General features: G+C 36.4%; 18 protein-coding genes. 9 read left to right on the top strand and 9 right to left on the bottom strand.

Annotated elements, in window-relative coordinates:
* The first annotated feature begins 17 nt into the window (after positions 1 to 17).
* The 3 genes from DFQ05_RS12110 to DFQ05_RS12120 are packed head-to-tail and all read left to right on the top strand — an operon-like array spanning position 18 to position 4,252.
* Positions 18 to 1,085, top strand: a complete 1,068-nt coding sequence (locus DFQ05_RS12110; protein WP_132705667.1) for a branched-chain amino acid aminotransferase — start codon at positions 18 to 20, stop codon at positions 1,083 to 1,085.
* Positions 1,086 to 3,134 carry an alpha-ketoacid dehydrogenase subunit alpha/beta gene (locus tag DFQ05_RS12115; RefSeq protein WP_132705669.1) on the top strand — a complete coding sequence of 683 codons (2,049 nt, stop codon included), beginning with the start codon at positions 1,086 to 1,088 and terminating at the stop codon, positions 3,132 to 3,134.
* Between the two features lie 56 nt (positions 3,135 to 3,190).
* Positions 3,191 to 4,252: a bestrophin family protein gene (locus DFQ05_RS12120; protein ID WP_241974265.1), complete on the top strand. Its 1,062-nt coding sequence runs from the start codon at positions 3,191 to 3,193 to the stop codon at positions 4,250 to 4,252.
* A gap of 61 nt (positions 4,253 to 4,313) precedes the next feature.
* Here DFQ05_RS12120 and DFQ05_RS12125 read toward each other — a convergent pair whose 3' ends face one another.
* The 5 genes from DFQ05_RS12125 to DFQ05_RS13625 all read right to left on the bottom strand — a co-directional run bounded on the left by DFQ05_RS12125 (position 4,314) and on the right by DFQ05_RS13625 (position 9,181).
* Positions 4,314 to 4,505, bottom strand: coding sequence for a cold-shock protein (locus tag DFQ05_RS12125; protein ID WP_073084907.1), 192 nt, complete (start codon positions 4,503 to 4,505; stop codon positions 4,314 to 4,316).
* 136 nt (positions 4,506 to 4,641) lie between these two features.
* Positions 4,642 to 6,285 (bottom strand): SulP family inorganic anion transporter, encoded by a 1,644-nt coding sequence (locus DFQ05_RS12130; RefSeq protein ID WP_132705671.1) that lies wholly within the window; start codon positions 6,283 to 6,285, stop codon positions 4,642 to 4,644.
* Positions 6,286 to 6,408: 123 nt separating this feature from the next.
* On the bottom strand, positions 6,409 to 6,993 hold the full coding sequence (locus tag DFQ05_RS12135) for a DUF4136 domain-containing protein (protein WP_132705673.1): 585 nt from the start codon (positions 6,991 to 6,993) through the stop codon (positions 6,409 to 6,411).
* 8 nt (positions 6,994 to 7,001) lie between these two features.
* Positions 7,002 to 9,020 (bottom strand): urocanate hydratase, encoded by a 2,019-nt coding sequence (locus DFQ05_RS12140; RefSeq protein WP_132705675.1) that lies wholly within the window; start codon positions 9,018 to 9,020, stop codon positions 7,002 to 7,004.
* On the bottom strand, positions 9,020 to 9,181 hold the full coding sequence (locus DFQ05_RS13625) for a C1orf53 family protein (protein ID WP_158281916.1): 162 nt from the start codon (positions 9,179 to 9,181) through the stop codon (positions 9,020 to 9,022). Before DFQ05_RS13625 ends, DFQ05_RS12140 begins: the two co-directional genes overlap by 1 nt.
* A 144-nt stretch (positions 9,182 to 9,325) precedes the next feature.
* Here DFQ05_RS13625 and DFQ05_RS12145 point away from each other — a divergent pair, with 144 nt between their 5' ends.
* The 4 genes from DFQ05_RS12145 to hemL are packed head-to-tail and all read left to right on the top strand — an operon-like array spanning position 9,326 to position 12,653.
* Complete coding sequence (locus DFQ05_RS12145) at positions 9,326 to 9,649, top strand: hypothetical protein (RefSeq protein ID WP_132705677.1); 324 nt, start codon at positions 9,326 to 9,328, stop codon at positions 9,647 to 9,649.
* A 7-nt stretch (positions 9,650 to 9,656) separates the two neighbouring features.
* A complete protein-coding gene (locus DFQ05_RS12150) occupies positions 9,657 to 10,556 on the top strand; it encodes a 1-aminocyclopropane-1-carboxylate deaminase/D-cysteine desulfhydrase (protein ID WP_132705679.1) in 900 nt (299 codons plus the stop codon).
* Positions 10,557 to 11,357: a glucosaminidase domain-containing protein gene (locus DFQ05_RS12155; protein ID WP_073084918.1), complete on the top strand. Its 801-nt coding sequence runs from the start codon at positions 10,557 to 10,559 to the stop codon at positions 11,355 to 11,357.
* Positions 11,358 to 11,366: 9 nt separating this feature from the next.
* Entirely contained in the window at positions 11,367 to 12,653 is a 1,287-nt protein-coding gene (hemL, locus tag DFQ05_RS12160) for a glutamate-1-semialdehyde 2,1-aminomutase (protein ID WP_132705681.1), read from the top strand.
* A 49-nt stretch (positions 12,654 to 12,702) separates the two neighbouring features.
* On the opposite strand, the gene DFQ05_RS12165 is transcribed toward hemL, so the two are convergent.
* Positions 12,703 to 13,140, bottom strand: a complete 438-nt coding sequence (locus tag DFQ05_RS12165; protein WP_132705683.1) for a hypothetical protein — start codon at positions 13,138 to 13,140, stop codon at positions 12,703 to 12,705.
* A 235-nt stretch (positions 13,141 to 13,375) separates the two neighbouring features.
* Here DFQ05_RS12165 and DFQ05_RS12170 point away from each other — a divergent pair, with 235 nt between their 5' ends.
* Together DFQ05_RS12170 and DFQ05_RS12175 are read left to right on the top strand one after the other, a co-directional pair.
* A complete protein-coding gene (locus DFQ05_RS12170) occupies positions 13,376 to 14,254 on the top strand; it encodes an alpha/beta hydrolase (protein ID WP_132705685.1) in 879 nt (292 codons plus the stop codon).
* 73 nt (positions 14,255 to 14,327) lie between these two features.
* A complete protein-coding gene (locus DFQ05_RS12175; protein ID WP_241974266.1) occupies positions 14,328 to 15,035 on the top strand; it encodes an alpha/beta hydrolase in 708 nt (235 codons plus the stop codon).
* A 50-nt stretch (positions 15,036 to 15,085) separates the two neighbouring features.
* On the opposite strand, the gene DFQ05_RS12180 is transcribed toward DFQ05_RS12175, so the two are convergent.
* The 3 genes from DFQ05_RS12180 to DFQ05_RS12190 all read right to left on the bottom strand — a co-directional run bounded on the left by DFQ05_RS12180 (position 15,086) and on the right by DFQ05_RS12190 (position 20,084).
* A complete protein-coding gene (locus DFQ05_RS12180) occupies positions 15,086 to 17,530 on the bottom strand; it encodes a zinc-dependent metalloprotease (protein ID WP_422398654.1) in 2,445 nt (814 codons plus the stop codon).
* 209 nt (positions 17,531 to 17,739) lie between these two features.
* Entirely contained in the window at positions 17,740 to 19,431 is a 1,692-nt protein-coding gene (lysS, locus tag DFQ05_RS12185; RefSeq protein WP_132705689.1) for a lysine--tRNA ligase, read from the bottom strand.
* Positions 19,432 to 19,508: 77 nt separating this feature from the next.
* On the bottom strand, positions 19,509 to 20,084 hold the full coding sequence (locus DFQ05_RS12190; RefSeq protein WP_132705691.1) for a thioredoxin family protein: 576 nt from the start codon (positions 20,082 to 20,084) through the stop codon (positions 19,509 to 19,511).
* Between the last annotated feature and the right edge of the window lie 88 nt (positions 20,085 to 20,172).

Raw genomic sequence — 20,172 nt, forward strand, 5'->3', positions numbered from 1 at the left:
CGTAAAATTACACAATTATGAGCTACAACATATCAATTACAAAAGTTGAAAAATCGCAAGTTGAAAACTTAGATTTCAACAACATCCCTTTAGGAACCACTTTCACAGACCACATGTTTATCTGTGACTATGAAAATGGCGAATGGACTAACCCAAGAATTGAACCTCTAAAGCCTATTCCAACGCATCCTGCGGCAATGGCATTGCATTATGGACAAGCTATTTTTGAAGGTATGAAAGCCTATAAAGACACTGATGGCGAGCCAATGTTATTTAGACCTGCTAAAAATGCAGCTCGGTTAAACAAGAGTGCTGACCGTATGGGCATGCCTCACGTACCTGAAGATTTATTTGTTCAGGGATTAAAAGAGTTAGTGAGTTTAGAGCATAATTGGATTCCGCCACAGCAAGGCAGTGCGTTATACTTAAGACCTTTTATGTATGCCGATGAGCCTTTTATTGGTATGCGTGCAGCCACGCACTATAAATTTATTATTATGGCTTCACCTGCAGGTCCATTTTTTAGTAAACGCATTAAACTTTGGGCGGAGAAGCAATACATAAGGGCAGCTCATGGCGGAACAGGAGAAGCAAAGGCAGCTGGAAATTATGCCGCAGCAATTAGACCCACGGAACTGGCAAAAGCCAAAGGATATGACCAAGTCTTGTGGTTAGACGCGGTGGAGCATAAATATATTCAGGAAGTTGGGACTATGAATATTTTCTTTAAAATCAATGGTGAATTTATTACACCAGAATTAGACGGTTCAGTGCTACATGGTATTACAAGAGCTAGTGTTATAGATATGCTTCGTGCGATGAATTATTCAGTTACAGAACGAAAAATTACTATCGACGAAATTATTAAAGCTTCCAAAAACGGAACGCTCGAAGAAGCTTTTGGGACAGGAACTGCTGTTGGTATTGCCTACATTCAAGAGATTGGACTAAAAGGCGAAACAATTCACGTTTCAGACAAAAGTCCTGTAGGACTGGAAGTCAACGATACATTAAATGCAATTAAAACAGGACAACTCGAAGATAGATTTGGTTGGATGGTAAAAACAAGAAAGCAATTCGCTTAGATGAAAAAAGATATACTTAAAAAAGGATTTTCTAAACTCTGTACCGCTAAGGCTATGGCAGAGTTGTATGAAGAGAATTTCAAGCAAGTTTCAAAATACGTACATGCGACTTCTAGAGGTCATGAAGCTATTCAAGTGGCTTTAGGTATGCAATTATTGCCTCAAGATTATGCATTTCCATATTATAGAGATGATGCGATGTTATTGTCATTTGGGTTAGAGCCTTACGATTTAATGTTGCAACTTTTAGCTAAGAAAGATGACCCGTTTTCTGGTGGTAGAACCTACTATTCCCATCCAAGTTTAAAAGATGATGATAAACCAAAAATTCCGCATCAATCTTCAGCAACAGGAATGCAAGCGATTCCGGCAACAGGTGTTGCTATGGGAATGCAGTATAAAGAATTACAAGGTCTGAATGATTCATCTATTGAGAATCCAATTTCAGTATGCTCATTAGGAGATGCCTCAGTTACCGAAGGTGAAATAGCCGAAGCGTTTCAAATGGCAGCATTAAAGCAAATGCCAATTTTGTATTTGGTGCAAGATAATGGTTGGGATATTTCTGCAAATGAAGCCGAAACGAGAGCGCAAAACGCAGCGGAATATGCAGCGGGATTTCATGGTTTAGAAGCTGTCAGTATAGACGGCGCTAACTTTATTGAAAGCTATGAAGCTATTGAAAAAGTCATCGCGACTATCCGAAAAGAGCGCCGTCCGTTTTTAGTCCATGCTAAAGTTCCGTTATTAAATCACCACACATCAGGTGTACGTATGGAATGGTACCGAGATGATTTAGACGAAGCGCAATCTCGTGACCCTTATCCGGTATTAAGACAACAACTTTTGGACAATGGTTTTACAGAAAAGGAAGTCGATGAGATTGAAGATGAAGCAAAAAAGAAAGTAGCTTCAGATTTTCAAAAAGCATTGAAGGCTGAAGACCCAAAACCAGAAGATTTATTTACTAACGATTTTGTGCCAACTCCAATCACTGAAGAAAAAGGAACACGTTCTCCCGAAGGCGCAGATAAAGTGGTGATGGTTGACTGTGCCTTGTTTGCAGTTGAAGAGCTCATGAGAGAACACAAAGAGTGTTTGTTATACGGGCAAGATGTTGGCGGAAGACTTGGCGGCGTATTTAGAGAAGCTGCGACACTAGCCCAGAAGTTCGGAGACGACAGAGTCTTTAATACGCCAATACAAGAAGCCTTTATCGTAGGTTCTACGGTAGGTATGTCAGCAGTTGGCTTAAAACCAATTGTTGAGGTGCAATTTGCAGACTATATCTGGCCTGGGTTAAATCAATTATTTACAGAAGTAAGTCGCAGTTGTTATCTGTCTAATGGAAAATGGCCGGTAAGTATGATACTTCGCGTTCCTATCGGCGCTTATGGTAGTGGCGGTCCTTATCATTCATCTTCTGTAGAAAGTGTGATAACTAACATTCGTGGAATTAAAATTGCTTATCCGAGTAATGGGGCTGATTTAAAAGGGTTGATGAAAGCCGCTTATCACGACCCAAACCCAGTTGTAATTTTAGAACACAAAGGTTTGTATTGGTCTAAAGTTCCAGGAACCCAAGGTGCAACTTCGGTTGAGCCAAGCGAAGATTATGTTTTGCCTTTCGGAAAGGCTTGGGTGCTCCAAGAAATTTGGAAACAAGAATCGGTTGAGACGCTGACTATAGTTACCTACGGTATGGGTGTGCATTGGGCTATGAATGCTTCAAATGAATTAGGAATGCAAGACCAAATTGAAGTCATTGATTTACGAACGCTCTATCCTTTGGATGAAGAAACTGTGATGAAATCTGTAAAGAAAACTGGCAAGTGTTTGGTCGTGACTGAAGAGCCTTCAAACAACAGTTTTGCAAGAGCGTTAGCAGGAAAAATTCAGGAAGAATGTTTTAAATATTTAGATGCGCCCGTTATGACTATCGGAAGTGAAAACATGCCTGCAATTCCTTTAAATTCAACTCTAGAGCAAACCATGATTCCGTCAACTGAAAAAGTGAAAGCTAAAATTGAAGAGCTTCTTGATTATTAATCGAATTAGTTTGGTGTAAGATTTTCTGTATCTTAGGTTCAACTAAACGCAATTAAATGCTTACCAAAAAAAGATACTCGGTCAAAGACATGGTCTTATGGACTAGAGGAGAAACCTTAATCTATCTGCTCTATGCAGGAATCATCACTGTTCTTTACAAGGTATTTGGATTTACTTTTTTAAATGTTCCATGGACTCCAGTAGCTTTAATTGGTACTGCGGTTGCATTTTTGGTGGGTTTTCAAAACAATTCAGCATATGGTCGTATTTGGGAAGCCCGAATGATTTGGGGAGCTATAGTAAATACATCGAGAACTTGGGGCATGAAGGTGCAAGATATGGTAACTAATGACCATAGAGAAAATCCAGTATCCAAAGAAGAACTTAAAAAAGAAAAAAAGATTTTAATATACAGGCACATTGCATGGATGACTGCTTTAAGATATGCTATGCGAACTAGAAAATCTTGGGAAACACAGCATACGTCTAGAACCAATAGGGAATGGCGGAATATGATTCATATTCCAGAAGAAGTCTCTTCGTTAGACGATAATCTTAAATGTTATTTATCGGATGAAGAACGGCATTACGTAATGAGTAAATCTAATAAACAAACAGCTTTACTTTATCTTCAATCTGCACATATACGTAGATTAAAGGAAGCTGGCTTAATTTGGGAATTTGCTTTCTTAGAGTTGGAAAATGTTTTAGAAAGTTTGTTCACACATCAAGGTAAATCAGAACGAATAAAGAATTTTCCTTATCCACGACAGTATGCAAGTTTATCGCTCTACCTCACGAGAGTATTCGCTATTTTATTGCCATTTGGATTAATTCCAGAATTTGCAGAGATAGGAGAATCCATGGTTGATAGCTTTTATTTAGTTGGTAAATATTTTATCTGGGTAGCAGTTCCGTTTTGCGCTGTGGTATCTTGGGCGTTTCATACTATGGAGCGGATGGCAAGAGTTGGCGAAAACCCTTTTGAAGGCAATCCAAACGATGTTCCTATTTCTACAATTTCTAGAAGTATAGAGATTAATTTACGAGAGATGTTAGACGAACATCCGGATGATATTCCGACTCAGTTTCCTGAAGATAAAAATGTACAGATGTAAATAAGAAAGCCTATCGTAATTACGATAGGCTCTGTCTTTAAAAAGATTGTAAGGTATATAATTATATAACTTTTACATTAACTGCGTTTAACCCTTTTTTTCCTTCGGCTAAATCGAATTCTACATTATCTCCTTCTCTAATCTCATCGACTAAACCAGAAACGTGTACAAAATGCTCTTTCTCTTGTCCTTCTTCTGTTATGAATCCAAAACCTTTAGAGTCATTAAAAAATTTTACTGTACCAGTACTCATATTAAAATATATTAAATTAAAGCAGCAAGGTAGTCTAATTAATTGATAATCAGTTATTTTTACTGTTAATTTAGAAAAAACATATAAATTAGTGTAAAAGGCTAAGGCTTAAGTTAATAACCAGTAAAAAAATGTTTTATATGTTGTATTCTGAAAGTGGTTTGGTAAATTTTTCAGGGTCAGCAGCTAAATGGTACCTCGGGTCGTCAATATCTTCAACAATAACTTCTTTGAATTTAGGACTTGCTTTGTACATCAAGTTTTTACAGTCTGTACTTAAATGTTTCAGCTTTATATTTTTGCCGGCAGCTTCATATTTATTGACTAAATTAAAAATGGCCTCCATAGCAGAGTGATCACTTACGCGAGACTCAACAAAATCGATTTCAACGTTATCTGGGTCATTTTTCACATCAAATTTTGAATTGAAATTCTGGATAGAGCCAAAGAACAAAGGCCCCCAAATTTCATAAGTCTTTGTACCATCTGCTTGAATGCGTTTTCGAGCGCGAATCATAGTTGCATTTTTCCAAGCAAATACTAATGCCGAAATAATAACACCCGCAATTACAGCCACAGCTAAATCTTTCCAAACCGTAATCGCAGAAACAGCAATTAAAACTATTGCATCGGATAACGGAATCTTTCTAATAATTCTGAAACTAGACCAGGCAAATGTTCCTATAACAACCATAAACATAACACCGACTAGTGCAGCAATTGGGATTTGTTCTATTAGAGGTGCGCCAAACAATACAAAGCAGAGCAAAGCAATAGCTGCTACCGCACCAGAGAGTCTTCCACGACCTCCAGAATCTACATTGATTATAGATTGTCCAATCATAGCACAACCGCCCATTCCGCCGAACAGTCCATTTAAAATATTGGCACTTCCTTGAGCAATACACTCTCGGTTTCCATTTCCACGAGTTTCTGTTATTTCATCAACAAGATTAAGCGTCATTAACGACTCTATTAAACCTACAGCAGCTAAAATAAAAGCGGTAGAAAGAATTAAATCCCAATGACCTTGAAGGGTAGAGAATAATCCAAATATTTGGTCTTGAAATGTTGGTAAACTACCTTGTAAGCCTTCGCCTCCGCCATCTCTAATAAAAGAGCCAACGGTGCTCACATCTAATTTCCCTAGAATTGTTATTGCTGCAACAATAATTATTGCTGTTAAGGCTGCAGGAATCTTTTTAGTTAATTTTGGTAAACCGTACATAATAGCCATTGTTAAGGCTATTAAGCCAAGCATTGTCCAAAGCGCAGCACCAGTCATAAATACTTTTTCGCCATTAACAGTTTCTTTAAAAAGTCCTAATTGCGATAAGAAAATTACGATTGCTAAACCATTAACAAAGCCCATCATTACGGGATGAGGAATTAATCTCACAAACTTTCCGAGTTTAAAAACACCAGCTAATATCTGAATACCACCAACAAATAATAGTGTTATAAATAGCCACTGTAATCCTAGATTATCAATAGGCGTGTCTAAAGCTATACCTATTTCGTTTCCTTTACTTATTAGGTGAACCATAACAACAGCCATGGCTCCAGTTGCTCCAGATATCATTCCTGGACGTCCACCAAAAAGAGCAGTAACAATACCCATCATAAATGCGCCGTAAAGACCAACTAATGGATCTACACCAGCAACGAATGCAAATGCTACAGCTTCAGGTACCAGTGCTAACGCAACGGTTAATCCTGAAAGAATATCATTCTTTGGATTTTGTGTAAAATTTTTTCGAGTGGTTTGACCTAAAATCATAATGCTTTGCCTTAAAAGTGGGCAAAGATACACTTTTATAAAACATCACATTTTTTAAGTTTGGGTAAAAAAAAAAGAGCATTCAGAAATGAATACTCTTCTTTATGTAAATTTGAAATTCTTCTATTTAGTATCTTTCTCTGGTGGATATTTTGTCATCATTTCAGAGACAAATTCATTTATTCGGGCTTCTTTCTTTTCAACATTTCTTGTAACTAAGTAACCAGTTCCGGAACCTTGCCAGATGAGTTGCTTTTTATTAGCATCAATAAAATCTACAAAAAGTATACCTTCTGTTCTGGTAGAAACATTATTTCCGCCCCAGCCAAAACCAGGTCCCCAAGCACCCCATCCAGGTCCCCAGCCCCAACGTCCGAATCCACCCCAGCCCCAGGCACCAACACCCCAAGCATTGTTGTAGATATCTACACGTTGGTTTGATTTTGTAAATATACTAACAAGCATATCTGGATTTTCGGATTTTGTCATCCCTTTAGCCATTAATTCTGATTCTATAGCTCTAAGGATTCTGCGTTTATCAATATCACTAATCTCTGCTTTATCAATACCAGGTTTAAAGAAGGCAAAGGTTTTGTAATTACTGAATTCTGTTTCTTTATCGTAGTCTGAAGCGACACGTACAGAGCTACATGAAGTCAATACAATGGCAATGAATGCCAACGGTAAAAGTTTTAAAATTGTTTTCATAGCTTAATTTATTTGAGTTCGAGTCCGTTTAATAATTTATCATCAACCATATTCGGTATAGTCACTCTCAAGTTAGGTTCACTTTCCATGGCGCGTTTTATAGCAAAAATAGCGCCTTCATTTCTAGCCCAACTTCGTCTTGATATACCATTGTTTACATCCCAAAATAACATCTGTTTCAGACGTTTAGATGCTTCTTTAGTACCATCAAGAACCATACCAAAACCTCCATTTATCACTTCTCCCCAGCCAACACCGCCGCCATTATGTATACTTACCCAAGTTGCACCTCTAAAACTATCGCCAATGACATTGTGTATAGCCATATCTGCTGTGAATCTTGAGCCGTCATAAATATTGCTAGTTTCTCTATATGGTGAATCTGTTCCAGAAACGTCATGATGGTCTCGCCCTAGAATTACATAGCCAATTTCTCCTTTTTCAATAGCATTATTGAAGGCTTCTGCAATTTTCATTCGGCCTTCAGCATCTGCGTACAGTATTCTTGCCTGTGAGCCTACAACTAATTTGTTCTCTTGAGCACCTTTAATCCACTGAATATTATCCGACATTTGTTGTTGGATTTCTACTGGAGCGTGTCTCATTAATTCTTCAAGTACTTTGCAAGCAATTTCATCGGTTTTTTGTAAGTCTTCAGGTTTTATGGAAGCACAAACCCAACGAAAAGGTCCAAATCCATAATCGAAACACATTGGTCCCATGATATCTTGGACATAGCTAGGGTATCTAAATTCCCGACCTAGCGTTGGATTTTTGTTCATAATGTCAGCACCAGCACGTGATGCTTCTAATAAAAAGGCGTTGCCATAATCAAAGAAATAGGTGCCTTTTGCTGTATGTTTATTAATGGCTTCAGCATGTCTTCTTAAGCTTTCCTGAACTTTTTCCTTAAATAATTCAGGCTTTTCGGCCATCATAATATTAGCCTCTTCGAAAGATAAATCAACGGGATAATAACCTCCAGCCCATGGATTATGAAGTGATGTTTGGTCACTCCCTAAGTCTATATGGATATTTTCTTCATCAAATTTCTCCCAAACGTCAACCACATTACCTAAATAAGCGATAGAAATAGTTTCTTTATCAGCTTTTGCTTTAGTTACTCGATATACTAGCTCATCTAAATCCGTGATTTTTTCATCTATCCAACCTTGATTTAAACGCACCTGTGTTATTTTTGGGTTCACTTCGGCACAAACGGTAATGCAACCTGCAATATTTCCTGCTTTGGGTTGTGCACCAGACATCCCGCCTAAACCAGAAGTGACAAAAAGATTGCCTTTAGGTGATTTTCTTATTTTTCTAAAGCCATTTAAAACTGTAATTGTGGTACCGTGGACAATGCCTTGTGGACCAATATACATATAGCTACCTGCAGTCATTTGACCGTATTGCGTAACGCCAAGCGCATTAAATTTTTCCCAATCATCAGGTTGCGAGTAATTAGGAATCATCATCCCATTGGTCACCACAACGCGAGGCGCTTCTTTATGACTAGGGAATAATCCCATAGGGTGCCCAGAATACATAACCAGTGTTTGCTCATCCGTCATTTCGGCTAAGTACTTCATGGTTAGCCTATATTGCGCCCAGTTAGAAAAGACACCACCGTTTCCACCATAGGTAATCAACTCGTGTGGATGTTGCGCTACTGCATAGTCCAAATTATTCTGAATCATTAGCATTATTGCTGCAGCCTGCTTTGATTTTGCAGGATAATCATCAATTGGTCGCGCATACATTTTGTAGTCTGGACGAAAACGGTACATGTAAATACGACCATAAGTTTCGAGCTCGGTTTTAAATTCTTCAATTAAAACTTTATGATGTTTTTTGTCGAAGTATCGTAATGCATTCTGAAGTGCTAATTTTTTCTCTTCCTTCGATAAAATATCCTTACGGATTGGCGCATGATTTATAGAAGGGTCATAAGGTTTTGGCTGAGGTAATTCAGAGGGAATTCCTTCTAAAATCTGTTCGGCAAATGACGTTTGCGTAGCTTGCATTATTTTGTTTTTTGTTTGTCTTTATTAAATCCGTACGGGCAATGTCTACAGCCGCTTTCGCAACAATAACCGCGTTTTAGATGGTATTGTTCTGTAAAACAGCGATAGCCTTCTGGCGTTAAATAGTAATCACCATCTTCGATTGGGACGTATTTTTTCATGGCCTTTCCCTAACCCTTTCCAAAGGAAAGGGAATTTGTTCTGTTCATTGTTCAAAGTTCTGGGTGGCAGAATGATTTTATTAATTATTCCGCGTCATTAGCAAAGATAACTTATTTTGGATTGATTTTTGAATGTAGATACTTGTGATTATAGTTTCAAAATACATCGTTCCAAAGGGCTATTTTGGCTTAACTCTGTTTCCGTTTATAGTTTTAAAGCGAAAAGAATTGTTGTTTAATAAAATCTTAGTCAATCACGAAAAAATTCATTTAAGACAGCAGCTTGAGCTTCTAATTATTCCTTTTTATCTGTTATATTTTATTGAATTTATAATTAGATATGCAAAACTTAAGGATTGGCAACAAGCCTACAGGTCTATTTCTTTTGAAAGAGAAGCTTATATTAATGAGCAAGATTCTAAGTTTTTAAAAAAGCGACCATTTTGGAATTTTATAAACTATTTTTGAAACCGAAATGCAATCTCCAATAGAGCAAATTCATATTAAAAACGATAAAAATATTCAGCTTTTTATTAAGCGCGAAGATTTGTTGCATCCTTTTGTTTCGGGGAATAAATTTAGAAAACTAAAGTATAATTTACTTGAAGCGAAAAAACAAAATCAAGATACGATTTTGACTTTCGGTGGTGCTTTTTCAAATCATATTGCTGCGACTGCTTATGCTGCAAATAGTAATGGATTTGAGTCTGTTGGTGTAATTAGAGGAGAGGAATTACAATCTCAAATAGTATCTAATCCAACTTTAAAATTTGCTCAAGAACAAGGTATGCAGTTTTATTTTGTATCACGTGAATCTTATAGAGATAAGAATTCAGAATCTTTTCAGGAGGAATTAAGGAATGAATTTGGAGCGTTTTATTTGGTACCCGAAGGCGGAACAAATGATTTGGCTGTAAAAGGTTGTGAGGAAATTTTGAATGAAGAAACCTCTCATTTTGACTATATCTGTACTTGTGTTGGTACTGGCGGAACCATTTCAGGATTAATTAATGCTTCAAAAAATCATCAAAAAATATTAGGTTTTCCTGCCCTGAAAGGTGATTTTTTACAGGATGAAATTCGTAAATTTGCAAAGCAAAATAATTGGGATTTAATTACTAATTATCACTTTGGAGGTTATGCAAAAATAAATGAGCAATTAATAACGTTCATTAATGATTTTAAATCAGAATTCAAGGTGTTATTAGACCCTGTTTATACCGGTAAAATGCTATTTGGACTTTTAGACATGATTTCTAAAGGGCAGTTTGAAGAAAATGCAAAAATATTAGCAATCCATACTGGAGGGCTTCAAGGCATAGCTGGTATGAACCAGCGATTAAAATCTAAGTCTATGCCTTTAATTAACATATAAATGAAATTAAGATTATTCATTATAATTCTTTCACTTTTAGTGGTTTCGTGCGGCTCTAAAAAAGGTGTAGTTACTAAAAAGGAAAAATCTAAAACTAAAACAGAAGAGGTTATTATTAAGGATAAGCCTGTTGAGGAAAAACCAACTGCTCCTGTGACTAAGTCATCAAGAAAACGAACTTCAGTCGATGTTTATATTGATACCTATTCTGCTATTGCTATGTCAGAAATGCGTACTTCAAAAATTCCAGCTAGTATAACACTTGCGCAAGGAATTTTAGAGTCTGGCTCAGGAAATGGGCGTTTAGCAAAAGAAGCAAATAACCATTTTGGAATAAAATGTCATGGATGGAAAGGCGAAAAAATCTATCACGATGATGACCGCTCTCAAGAATGTTTTAGAAAATATAAAGAAGCTTCTACTTCTTATAAAGACCATTCAGATTTTTTAGTCGGAAGAAAGCGCTATGCAGGCTTATTCAATCTAAAACCTGATGACTATAAAGGTTGGGCTAGAGGTTTGCGAGCTGCAGGCTATGCTACAGATAGGAAATATCCAGAAAAATTAATAAGTCTTATTGAACGTTATGAGTTGTATAAATATGACGCTCAAGTTTTAGATAAATCTCAAGATTTTGGTGAGCCAATTAAGGTAGCTAAAGAGGTTATGCATACAATAGTGAAAGGAGATACATTGTATTCATTGAGTAGAAAATACGGTATCCCCGTTGAAGAAATAAAGAGAAAGAATAATTTAAAATCAAACAATTTGTCGATAGGACAAATTTTAAAAATAAACTAAGTTTAACTTATGTTATATCAAAGAAGTAGTGCGCTTTTTAAAGAAGCGCAAAACGTAATTCCTGGCGGTGTTAATTCGCCTGTGCGAGCATTTAAAGGTGTTGGAGGTACTCCTATTTTTGCAAAATCGGCCAAAGGAGCATACGTGTATGATGAAGATGGAAATAGATATATAGATTATATAAATTCTTGGGGTCCTATGTTATTGGGGCATGCTTTTGAGCCTGTGGTAGAAGCTGTTAAAGCCAAAGCTGAATCCGGGACGTCTTTTGGGATGCCCACCGCCTTAGAAACTGAAATTGCACAATTAGCTGTTTCCATGGTGCCTAATATTGATAAAATTCGTTTTGTAAATTCTGGTACAGAAGCATGTATGAGTGCCATTCGTTTGGCTCGTGGATTTACAAAAAGAGACAAGATTATTAAGTTTTCTGGTTGTTATCATGGGCATAGTGATGCGTTTTTAATTGCGGCCGGAAGTGGTGGCGCTACTTTTGGAACACCAAATAGTCCTGGCGTTACACAAGGTACTGCTAAAGATACTTTACTTGCAGGTTACAATAATCTTTTAAATGTAGAAGAACTTATCGCAGCCAATCCTGATGAAATCGCAGCTATAATCATTGAACCAGTCGCTGGAAATATGGGATGTATTCCGCCACAAGAAGGATTCTTAGAAGGACTACGAAACTTGTGTGATACGAATGGGATTTTGCTCATTTTTGATGAGGTTATGACTGGCTTTCGTTTAGCTAAAGGTGCTGCACAAGAATTATATAATGTCAATGCAGATATTGTTTGTTTTGGGAAAGTTATTGGTGGCGGATTGCCTGTAGGTGCTTTTGCGGCTAGAAACGAAATTATGGACTATCTCGCCCCTAATGGACCAGTTTATCAAGCAGGAACACTCAGTGGAAATCCTCTAGCTATGGCCGCTGGATTGGCCATGTTAAAAGCTATTAATTCTGATGAGGGATTGTTTAAACGACTAGAAGAAAAAACAGCTTATCTGCATAAAGGTATGGCAAAAGTACTTTCTAGCTACAATATTGAACATACGATTAATAGAGTTGGTAGTATGATTTCTGTTTATTTCCATAAAGACCCTGTTTATGATTTTGAAACAGCTGCAAATGGAAATAACGATACCTTTAAAGCTTTTTTTCATAGTATGCTTAATCAAGGAATTTATATTGCACCTAGTGCATTTGAAACCTGGTTTATCACAGATGCATTATCGTATAAAGACTTAGATGAAACTATTTCGGCTGTCGAAACGTTTGCAAAAAGTTTATAAATTAAAAAAGAGCGCAATTTGCGCTCTTTTTTGTTACTATAACTATTAATTAATTTCTTTTTCCTTTCATTCCTGGGCCTCCACGTCTTTTCATTTGGCGCTCCATCATCTGAGAATATTTGGCATATTGCTCATCATTTAAAATGTCTTTCATTTTAGCTTTAAGCGCAATTTGTGCATCTAGCCGTTCAGTTTGCATTTTGTGACGGTCTTCATCACTCATTTCTTTTCTATTCTTTTTATTTGCATCCATTTTACCTTCTACTTGAGCATAGTGAGATGTTAGTACGTCTAGCACTTGTGTTTGCTGTTGTTCGCTTAAATCAAGTTTTAAGGTTAACTGCTTAGCTTGAATTTCGGCACGTTCTTGTGGTGTCCTTGTTTTAGTTAGGCGCTCCATTAGCGCTTTTTTCTTTTCTGGATTGTTCTGTTGTGCAAAGCCTAAAAATGTGCAAAGACTTAACGCTAGAATTAATAATTTTTTCATGGTTTTAGATTTTATTGTTTTTTAATTGATTGAGATTTAGATAGAACCTATCTTCTCAAGTTTTAAATTCTCTTTTTGGACTTTAAAAATTTCAAAGCGTTTAAAAGTAACACTTTTTTTAACACAAGATTTAACAATTAACGGTTTTAGTTCATAATTGTATATTATGGAAGATTCTAGTTACTCAGTTTAGATTGATATTTAGTATATTAGTGTTTCAACCGCTTTAGATTAGATGCAGTACTGGGTTTCAACTATCTTATTAATTTTAGGAATTTATATCGCCATAAGTATTGCGTTATATTACATCCAGGATTATGTGTTGTTTAAGCCTGAAAAGCTTCCAAAAGACTTTCAGTTCGATTACGAGAATCAAGAAACCAAAGAATATAATTTAGAGACAAGAGATGGTGCTGTAATTAATGGTCTTCGGTTTTTTCCAAAAGGCGAAAGTAAAGGTGTAGTTATCTATCTTAAAGGAAACTCAAAGAGTATAAAAGGTTGGGGAAAGTTTGCTGTAGATTTTACGAGGCATGGGTATAATGTGTTGATGGTAGATTATCGAGGATTTGGAAAAAGTACGGGAAAACGCTCTCAAAAAGCTATAAAACGCGATTTACAAGTGGTTTATAATAAAGTAAAGGAGAAAACCACTGAAGACAGAATAATACTTTATGGGCGCTCTCTAGGCTCTGGCTTTGCGACTAAACTTGCGTCTATGAACAACCCCAAAATGCTTATTCTTGATGCGCCTTACTACAGTTTAACCAAGGTCACGGGACGTTATATGCCATTTATGCCCTTATCTATTTTGCTTAAGTATCCTTTGCCTACTTATAAATGGTTAAAATACGTCCAATGTCCTATACACATTATTCATGGCACACATGATAAGTTAATACCATATAAGTCGAGTGTAAAATTGTCTCAGATAAATGCCAAGTTAACTAAACTACACACTGTTATAGGTGGTGGACATAAAAACCTAAATAATTTTGAATCCTATCACAACATGCTTGATGATATCTTAAATAGTGAGCCAAAAACAATTGATTTAGAAACCACAAGTATTAACGTTATCCACAGTGCAAAAAAGACTAAAAAGAAGGCTTAAAAGAACTATATACGTTCTTACGGCAGTGTATCTCATGATTGGAGCAGCTCTATATTTTTTTCAAGAAAAGTTAATGTTCTTCCCCACTAAACTAGACCAAAATTATGAGTTTCAGTTTGGTCATCCTTTTGAAGAATTGTTTTTTAAAACTGAAGAAAACGCCTTAATAAATGCACTAAACTTTAAAACAGAAAACCCCAAGGGTGTTATCTTATATTTTCATGGTAATGCAGGCGATTTAAGTCGTTGGGGAAAAATTACAGAATACTTTGTTGAGAAGAGCTATGATATTTTAGTTATGGATTATAGAACTTACGGTAAGAGTATAGGTGAATTAAGTGAAGCTGCATTCTACAAAGATGCTCAGTTTTGTTATAATTATCTCTTGAACCACTATACTGAAGATGAAATAACACTCTACGGACGCTCTTTAGGCACGGGAATAGCATCTTATTTAGCTGTGGAAAATAACCCGAAGCAATTAATCCTTGAAACACCATATTATAGTATTGAAGATGTAGCCAAAAGTAGGTTTCCCATTTTTCCCGTTAAACATTTATTGAAGTACAAGTTTCCAACATATCAGTTTTTACCAAAAGCAGATTGCCCAATAACAATTATTCATGGGACAGATGATGCTGTTGTGCCATATGATTCTTCAATCAAGCTTCGTAAATTAGATATTAGAAATCTAGACTATATTACTGTCAAAGGAGGAAATCATAATAATCTCGTTGAGTTTGAAGAGTATCACAAGGCTATTAATAGAGTTTTAAAATAAAAAGCCCCAAACTAAGTTTGGAGCTTTTTAAAAAACATATTATTCTTAGCTTATTTTGGGTCTAAGATATCATTTACGCGTTCTAGGGCGTCTGCAATGTGTATTCTACTCATAGAGTCTGCGCCACGAGCGTTTCTTAACTGAGAACGAAGCGATTTTAACTCTGCTCTTACAACAGCTCTAATATCCGATTGGCTCACATCTACCGAAGTGCCTCCAAAGAAACGTCTAAATTGAGCAGGAACAGCTGGTTGTTCATTCTTCATAATATATTCCATACGCTCAATATATGCACGTTGAAGATTACGTCTATAAATATCTATTTTCTTACCAGTACGTAACTCGCTGAATAGACCGCGACGCAAATCTTTCATCATGTCGTATAGTCCATAAGCACTATCACCATTTATAGATTCGTTTTCTAAAAGACGTTGCATTCTTCCAAAATCCATCATATTATTTAGCGTACGTGTTTGGATACCTCTTACACGCTCTATATGTCCAGCACTTTCAATTTTATTAAAGATATTGTTATCTAACATCCAATCTGGCGTTGTAAATAATTGGTCTTGTAAAAATTGCATTGCTTTTTTCTGATGGTCTGTGGCAACATGTGTATATACAGCCCCATCTTGGTCGTACGTTTTATAATATTCGTAAACGCCACCAATGTTAGACGCAACGTGTCCCATATAACGGTTAAACTGGCCTAAAACTTGGCCGTACATGGTTTCTAAATCATCATAGTTTTTTCCGTCTTCTGCAGTCCATTCGATTAGGTTTGGTACTATGCGCTTAAGGTTTTTAATACCATATTCACTTGCTAAAACGGCATCATCTCCTAAATCCTCAGTTTGTGAACTTGGGTCAATAACACCAAATTGTTGTCTTCCGAAACGGTACATTGGGTCACCAGCTTTTTCTAAAATCCAGCTATCTAATGTTTTCTTTTCGTCTTCTGCAGTTTCTGCATCTAAAATTGGCTTATAACCCCACATGATTGCATACTTATCGTAAGGTCCAATATTTGGCATTAAGGCAACACCTTCATCACCTGGCTGAGCAACGTAGTTAAAACGTGCATAATCCATAATTGATGGCGCTGTACCATATTTTTTTGTAAATTCTGGGTCTCTTAAATCTTCAACCTTATAAGCAACGCTACTTCCCATGTTGTGAGGTAATCCTAATGTGTGTCCAACTTCGTGAGCAGATACAAAACGAATTAAACGTCCCATAACTTCATCTTTAAAGGCTACACCACGAGCGTCTGGATTTATTGCGGCAGTTTGAACAAAGAACCAATTACGTAATAATGTCATTACGTTATGATACCAGTTAATATCGCTTTCTAATATTTCTCCAGAACGCGGATCACTAACGTGAGGACCATTTGCATTAGGAATTGGAGACGCTAAATAACGCACCACAGAGTAACGCACATCTTCTGGCGACCATTCTGGGTCTTCTTCTACAGTTGCTGGGTCTTTAGCTATAATTGCATTTTTAAAACCTGCAGCTTCAAAAGCCACTTGCCAATCTTCGATACCTTGCTTGATGTATTTTCGCCATTGTTTAGGTGTAGCACGGTCTATGTAATAAACGATTGGTTTTTTTGGTTCTACTAATTCACCACGCTTAAACTTTTCAATATCTTCATCTTTAACCTCAAGTCTCCAGCGGTCTAAATAACGTACTGTTTTACTTTCTTGAGCGTCTAAACCATAATCCGTCTGACCTCTAGCAAACCATCCAACGCGCTGATCGAACATGCGACGTTTCATAGGTACTTTTGGTAGTAAAATCATGGAGTTATTGATTTCTAAAGAAATCGTTCCTGTGCTTGAATTCGACGGTGGTCTTCCGGCAGCATAGGTCTTAACATGTCTTGCTTCAATATTTTCAGGGTAACTTTTTAAAGATTCAATAAAAGATTTTTCTGAATCTAAACGTGTAATTCTGTAAGCTTGACGTCTGCTCTGTGGAAATCCTAAGGCTTTCACATCTTTCTCGAACATCGGTGTTACATCGATAACCGTCTTTGTAGAATCTTTACTGAAGGCTTTAATTGGGAATGTGTATAAAATTGGCTCAAAGTTAGAATTAACTACAGCTTCGTGGACAGGAAGTGAGTCCGCTGCGACAACTTGATGGGAAACCACTCTTAGCAAGACTTTTTTGTCTTTCTTTTGCCAACGTAAAACCTGGGTGTTCTGTTTTCCGCCACCAAAGCCAATACCATTAGCAGTTTTAGCAATACGCGTTACCATTAGCATCTCTCTTTCGAAAAGAGAGTCTGGTATTTCGTAAAAGAATTTATCGTCGATTTTATGTACATCGAAAAGGCCTTCGTCAGTTTTGGCATCTTTAGTTATAACTTTACTGTAAGGCTGAATGGCCCCTTTTTTAGGTTTTGATGGCGGTTTAGCCATTGCTGTTGCATTACCTTTTTTTGATTTACTTGCCTTTTTTGCGGTGTCACAAGAGAACACCATTAATGCACAAGCAACAAATAGAAGTTTAATTTTTAAGTGTTTCACAATAAGTTGGATTTTAAAATTTCGCATGAAAATACATATTGATAGTGGTTTCTCTAAGCGTAAAAGCGTTATTTAGTATTTATTTAACGCGTTTTTTTAGTTTACAGATAAAAAAACACCTCTAATTAGAGGTGTTTTTCTTAAACTTTTGGATTAGTATTTTTTTATATTAAAACTACAAACAATCCTTCTTCAGTTTTTTCAACCTTAGAGATGCCAAGTTTAGCTAGACCTTTAATCCCTTTATCCCAAGCTTTATTGCTAAGTCCTGATTTAGACTTTAAATCGTTTAAATCCATTCGGTTTTTAGATTTTAAAATCTCGAAAATTGCTTTTTCGTTATCATTCATTTCTACAGCTTTTTTCTCTGGTTTCATCTGAGGAAAAAATAACACTTCTTGGATACTTTGGTTGTTGGTTAAGAACATAATTAATCGGTCCATACCAATACCCATACCAGATGTTGGTGGCATCCCGTATTCTAAAGCTCTTAAGAAATCGTAATCAATAGTTCCTGTTGCTTCGTCGTCACCTTTTTTAGCTAATTCTAGTTGGTGTTCAAAACGCTCGCGTTGGTCAATTGGGTCATTTAGTTCTGAGTATGCGTTTGCTATTTCTTTACCACAAACCATGAGCTCAAAACGTTCTGTTAATTCAGGGTTTTCACGGTGTTCTTTACAAAGTGGGCTCATCTCTTTTGGGTAATCTGTGATAAACGTTGGTTGTATGTAATTGCCTTCGCATTTTTCACCAAAAATTTCATCAATGAGCTTCCCTTTACCCATGGTTGCATCCACTTCGATACCCATATCTTTGCATGCTTGACGAATCTCGTCTTCGGATTTATTATTGATGTCAAAACCTGTAAATTCTAATATAGAATCGCGCATTGTTATGCGCTTATACGGTGCTTTAAAATCGACTTTATGTTCACCGAAAGTAGCTTCGGTTGTTCCGTTTACAGCGATGGCGCAATGTTCTAATAGTTTTTCGCAGAAATCCATCATCCAATTGTAATCTTTGTAAGCAACATAGATTTCCATAGCCGTAAATTCTGGATTATGTGTGCGATCCATGCCTTCGTTACGGAAATTTTTAGAAAACTCATAAACGCCATCAAATCCACCAACAATTAATCGTTTTAAATACAGCTCATTAGCAATACGCATGTACAACGGAATGTCCAGGCTATTGTGATGCGTAATAAATGGGCGCGCTGCTGCACCACCTGGAATTGGTTGCAAGATTGGCGTTTCAACTTCAAAATAACCAGCGTCATTAAAGAAGTTTCGCATGGCGTTAAACAGTTTTGTTCGCTTTACAAAAACCTCTTTTACATGAGGATTTACTGCTAAATCAGCATAACGCTGACGGTAGCGCATCTCTGGGTCGTTGAATTTATCATAGGTGTTCCCTTCAGCATCTTGCTTTGGTAGTGGTAATGGTTTTAAGGCTTTGCTTAATAGTTTAAAGTTTTTTACCAAAACTGTTTTTTCACCAACTTGTGTGGTAAATAATTCGCCTTCGATACCAATAAAATCGCCAATATCTAAAAGCTTTTTATAAACATCGTTGTATAGTGTTTTGTCCTCGCCAGTACAGATTTCATCACGATTAAAATACACTTGTATACGACCTTCAGCATCTTGTAATTCGGCAAAAGAGGCTTTTCCTTGAATACGGCGAGACATTAGACGACCAGCTATAATAACCTGTTTGCCTTCTTCAAAATTAGATTTTATTTGTTTTGAAGTATGATTAACTGGATATAAATCTGCTGGATAGGGATTTATTCCTAAAGCTCTTAGTTTGTCAAGTTTCTCGCGTCTTACTATTTCCTGTTCTGAAAGTTGCATTCCTCTTAATTTAAAAATGCAAAATTACACTATTTACAAAAATTAGCGATTAACTTTTAGAATCAATTTAGAGTCTACTATTTCTTGGTGGTTTTTGGTTTTCGTTTAACACCAAAATAATTTGGTTTATAATCGTTTGTAGTGATGATGTTCAAAATATCTTTTTCTAAAGTTTCAATTGGTCGCTCTATTATTCTATTGACTTCTTTACCGTTTTTAAAGAAGATAAAAGTAGGTACGCGCACAATGTTAAGTCCAGCTTCTTCATGCTGTGGACTTTCTTTATAAGTTTCTTTTTCGCGGCTCAAAGCAACTGAAGTTAGCTGTTTCATTGGGTAATCTGCGGCTTCTAAAATCTTGAAAAATTTGGGTACTTCGCGTTTACTGTCACCACACCATGTGCCCATAAAAAGTGTAATTTCATAGTCGTTTAGATTTTGTTTGAGCGCTTCAATAATTTCTGCGTTTGGATTATAGTTTTCGTAATTGGTATTAAACCACTTGCTGTAGGTTTCGTTCTCAAATCCCGATTTATCTATTTTACCGAGTAGGTAAGGCGATTTACCTTCAGGTTTAAATTCGGCATTTAGTTTTTGTGATTTACAAGAATAAAGGCAGAGCATTAAAAATGCGATTGTACATAGTTGTTTCATAATTTAGATTTTGAGTGATTAGGTCTCAAAAATCAAAAAATGAAAGACTGTTCTGTAAAATTGAAGGTTGGAAATCGGTACTAGTACC

Source organism: Winogradskyella wandonensis (genome assembly GCF_004346845.1).
Lineage (GTDB): Bacteria > Bacteroidota > Bacteroidia > Flavobacteriales > Flavobacteriaceae > Winogradskyella > Winogradskyella wandonensis.

Bases quoted from the DNA above. Each gene is read 5' to 3' on its own strand.
- DFQ05_RS12130 (WP_132705671.1), bottom strand. From the start codon at position 6,285: ATGATTTTAGGTCAAACCACTCGAAAAAATTTTACACAAAATCCAAAG.
- DFQ05_RS12135 (WP_132705673.1), bottom strand. From the start codon at position 6,993: ATGAAAACAATTTTAAAACTTTTACCGTTGGCATTCATTGCCATTGTA.
- DFQ05_RS13625 (WP_158281916.1), bottom strand. From the start codon at position 9,181: ATGAAAAAATACGTCCCAATCGAAGATGGTGATTACTATTTAACGCCA.
- DFQ05_RS12170 (WP_132705685.1), top strand. From the start codon at position 13,376: ATGCAGTACTGGGTTTCAACTATCTTATTAATTTTAGGAATTTATATC.
- lysS (WP_132705689.1), bottom strand. From the start codon at position 19,431: ATGCAACTTTCAGAACAGGAAATAGTAAGACGCGAGAAACTTGACAAA.
- hemL (WP_132705681.1), top strand. From the start codon at position 11,367: ATGTTATATCAAAGAAGTAGTGCGCTTTTTAAAGAAGCGCAAAACGTA.
- DFQ05_RS12165 (WP_132705683.1), bottom strand. From the start codon at position 13,140: ATGAAAAAATTATTAATTCTAGCGTTAAGTCTTTGCACATTTTTAGGC.
- DFQ05_RS12115 (WP_132705669.1), top strand. From the start codon at position 1,086: ATGAAAAAAGATATACTTAAAAAAGGATTTTCTAAACTCTGTACCGCT.
- DFQ05_RS12125 (WP_073084907.1), bottom strand. From the start codon at position 4,505: ATGAGTACTGGTACAGTAAAATTTTTTAATGACTCTAAAGGTTTTGGA.
- DFQ05_RS12110 (WP_132705667.1), top strand. From the start codon at position 18: ATGAGCTACAACATATCAATTACAAAAGTTGAAAAATCGCAAGTTGAA.
- DFQ05_RS12155 (WP_073084918.1), top strand. From the start codon at position 10,557: ATGAAATTAAGATTATTCATTATAATTCTTTCACTTTTAGTGGTTTCG.
- DFQ05_RS12140 (WP_132705675.1), bottom strand. From the start codon at position 9,020: ATGCAAGCTACGCAAACGTCATTTGCCGAACAGATTTTAGAAGGAATT.
- DFQ05_RS12150 (WP_132705679.1), top strand. From the start codon at position 9,657: ATGCAATCTCCAATAGAGCAAATTCATATTAAAAACGATAAAAATATT.
- DFQ05_RS12190 (WP_132705691.1), bottom strand. From the start codon at position 20,084: ATGAAACAACTATGTACAATCGCATTTTTAATGCTCTGCCTTTATTCT.
- DFQ05_RS12180 (WP_422398654.1), bottom strand. From the start codon at position 17,530: ATGGTGTTCTCTTGTGACACCGCAAAAAAGGCAAGTAAATCAAAAAAA.
- DFQ05_RS12175 (WP_241974266.1), top strand. From the start codon at position 14,328: ATGTTCTTCCCCACTAAACTAGACCAAAATTATGAGTTTCAGTTTGGT.
- DFQ05_RS12120 (WP_241974265.1), top strand. From the start codon at position 3,191: ATGCTTACCAAAAAAAGATACTCGGTCAAAGACATGGTCTTATGGACT.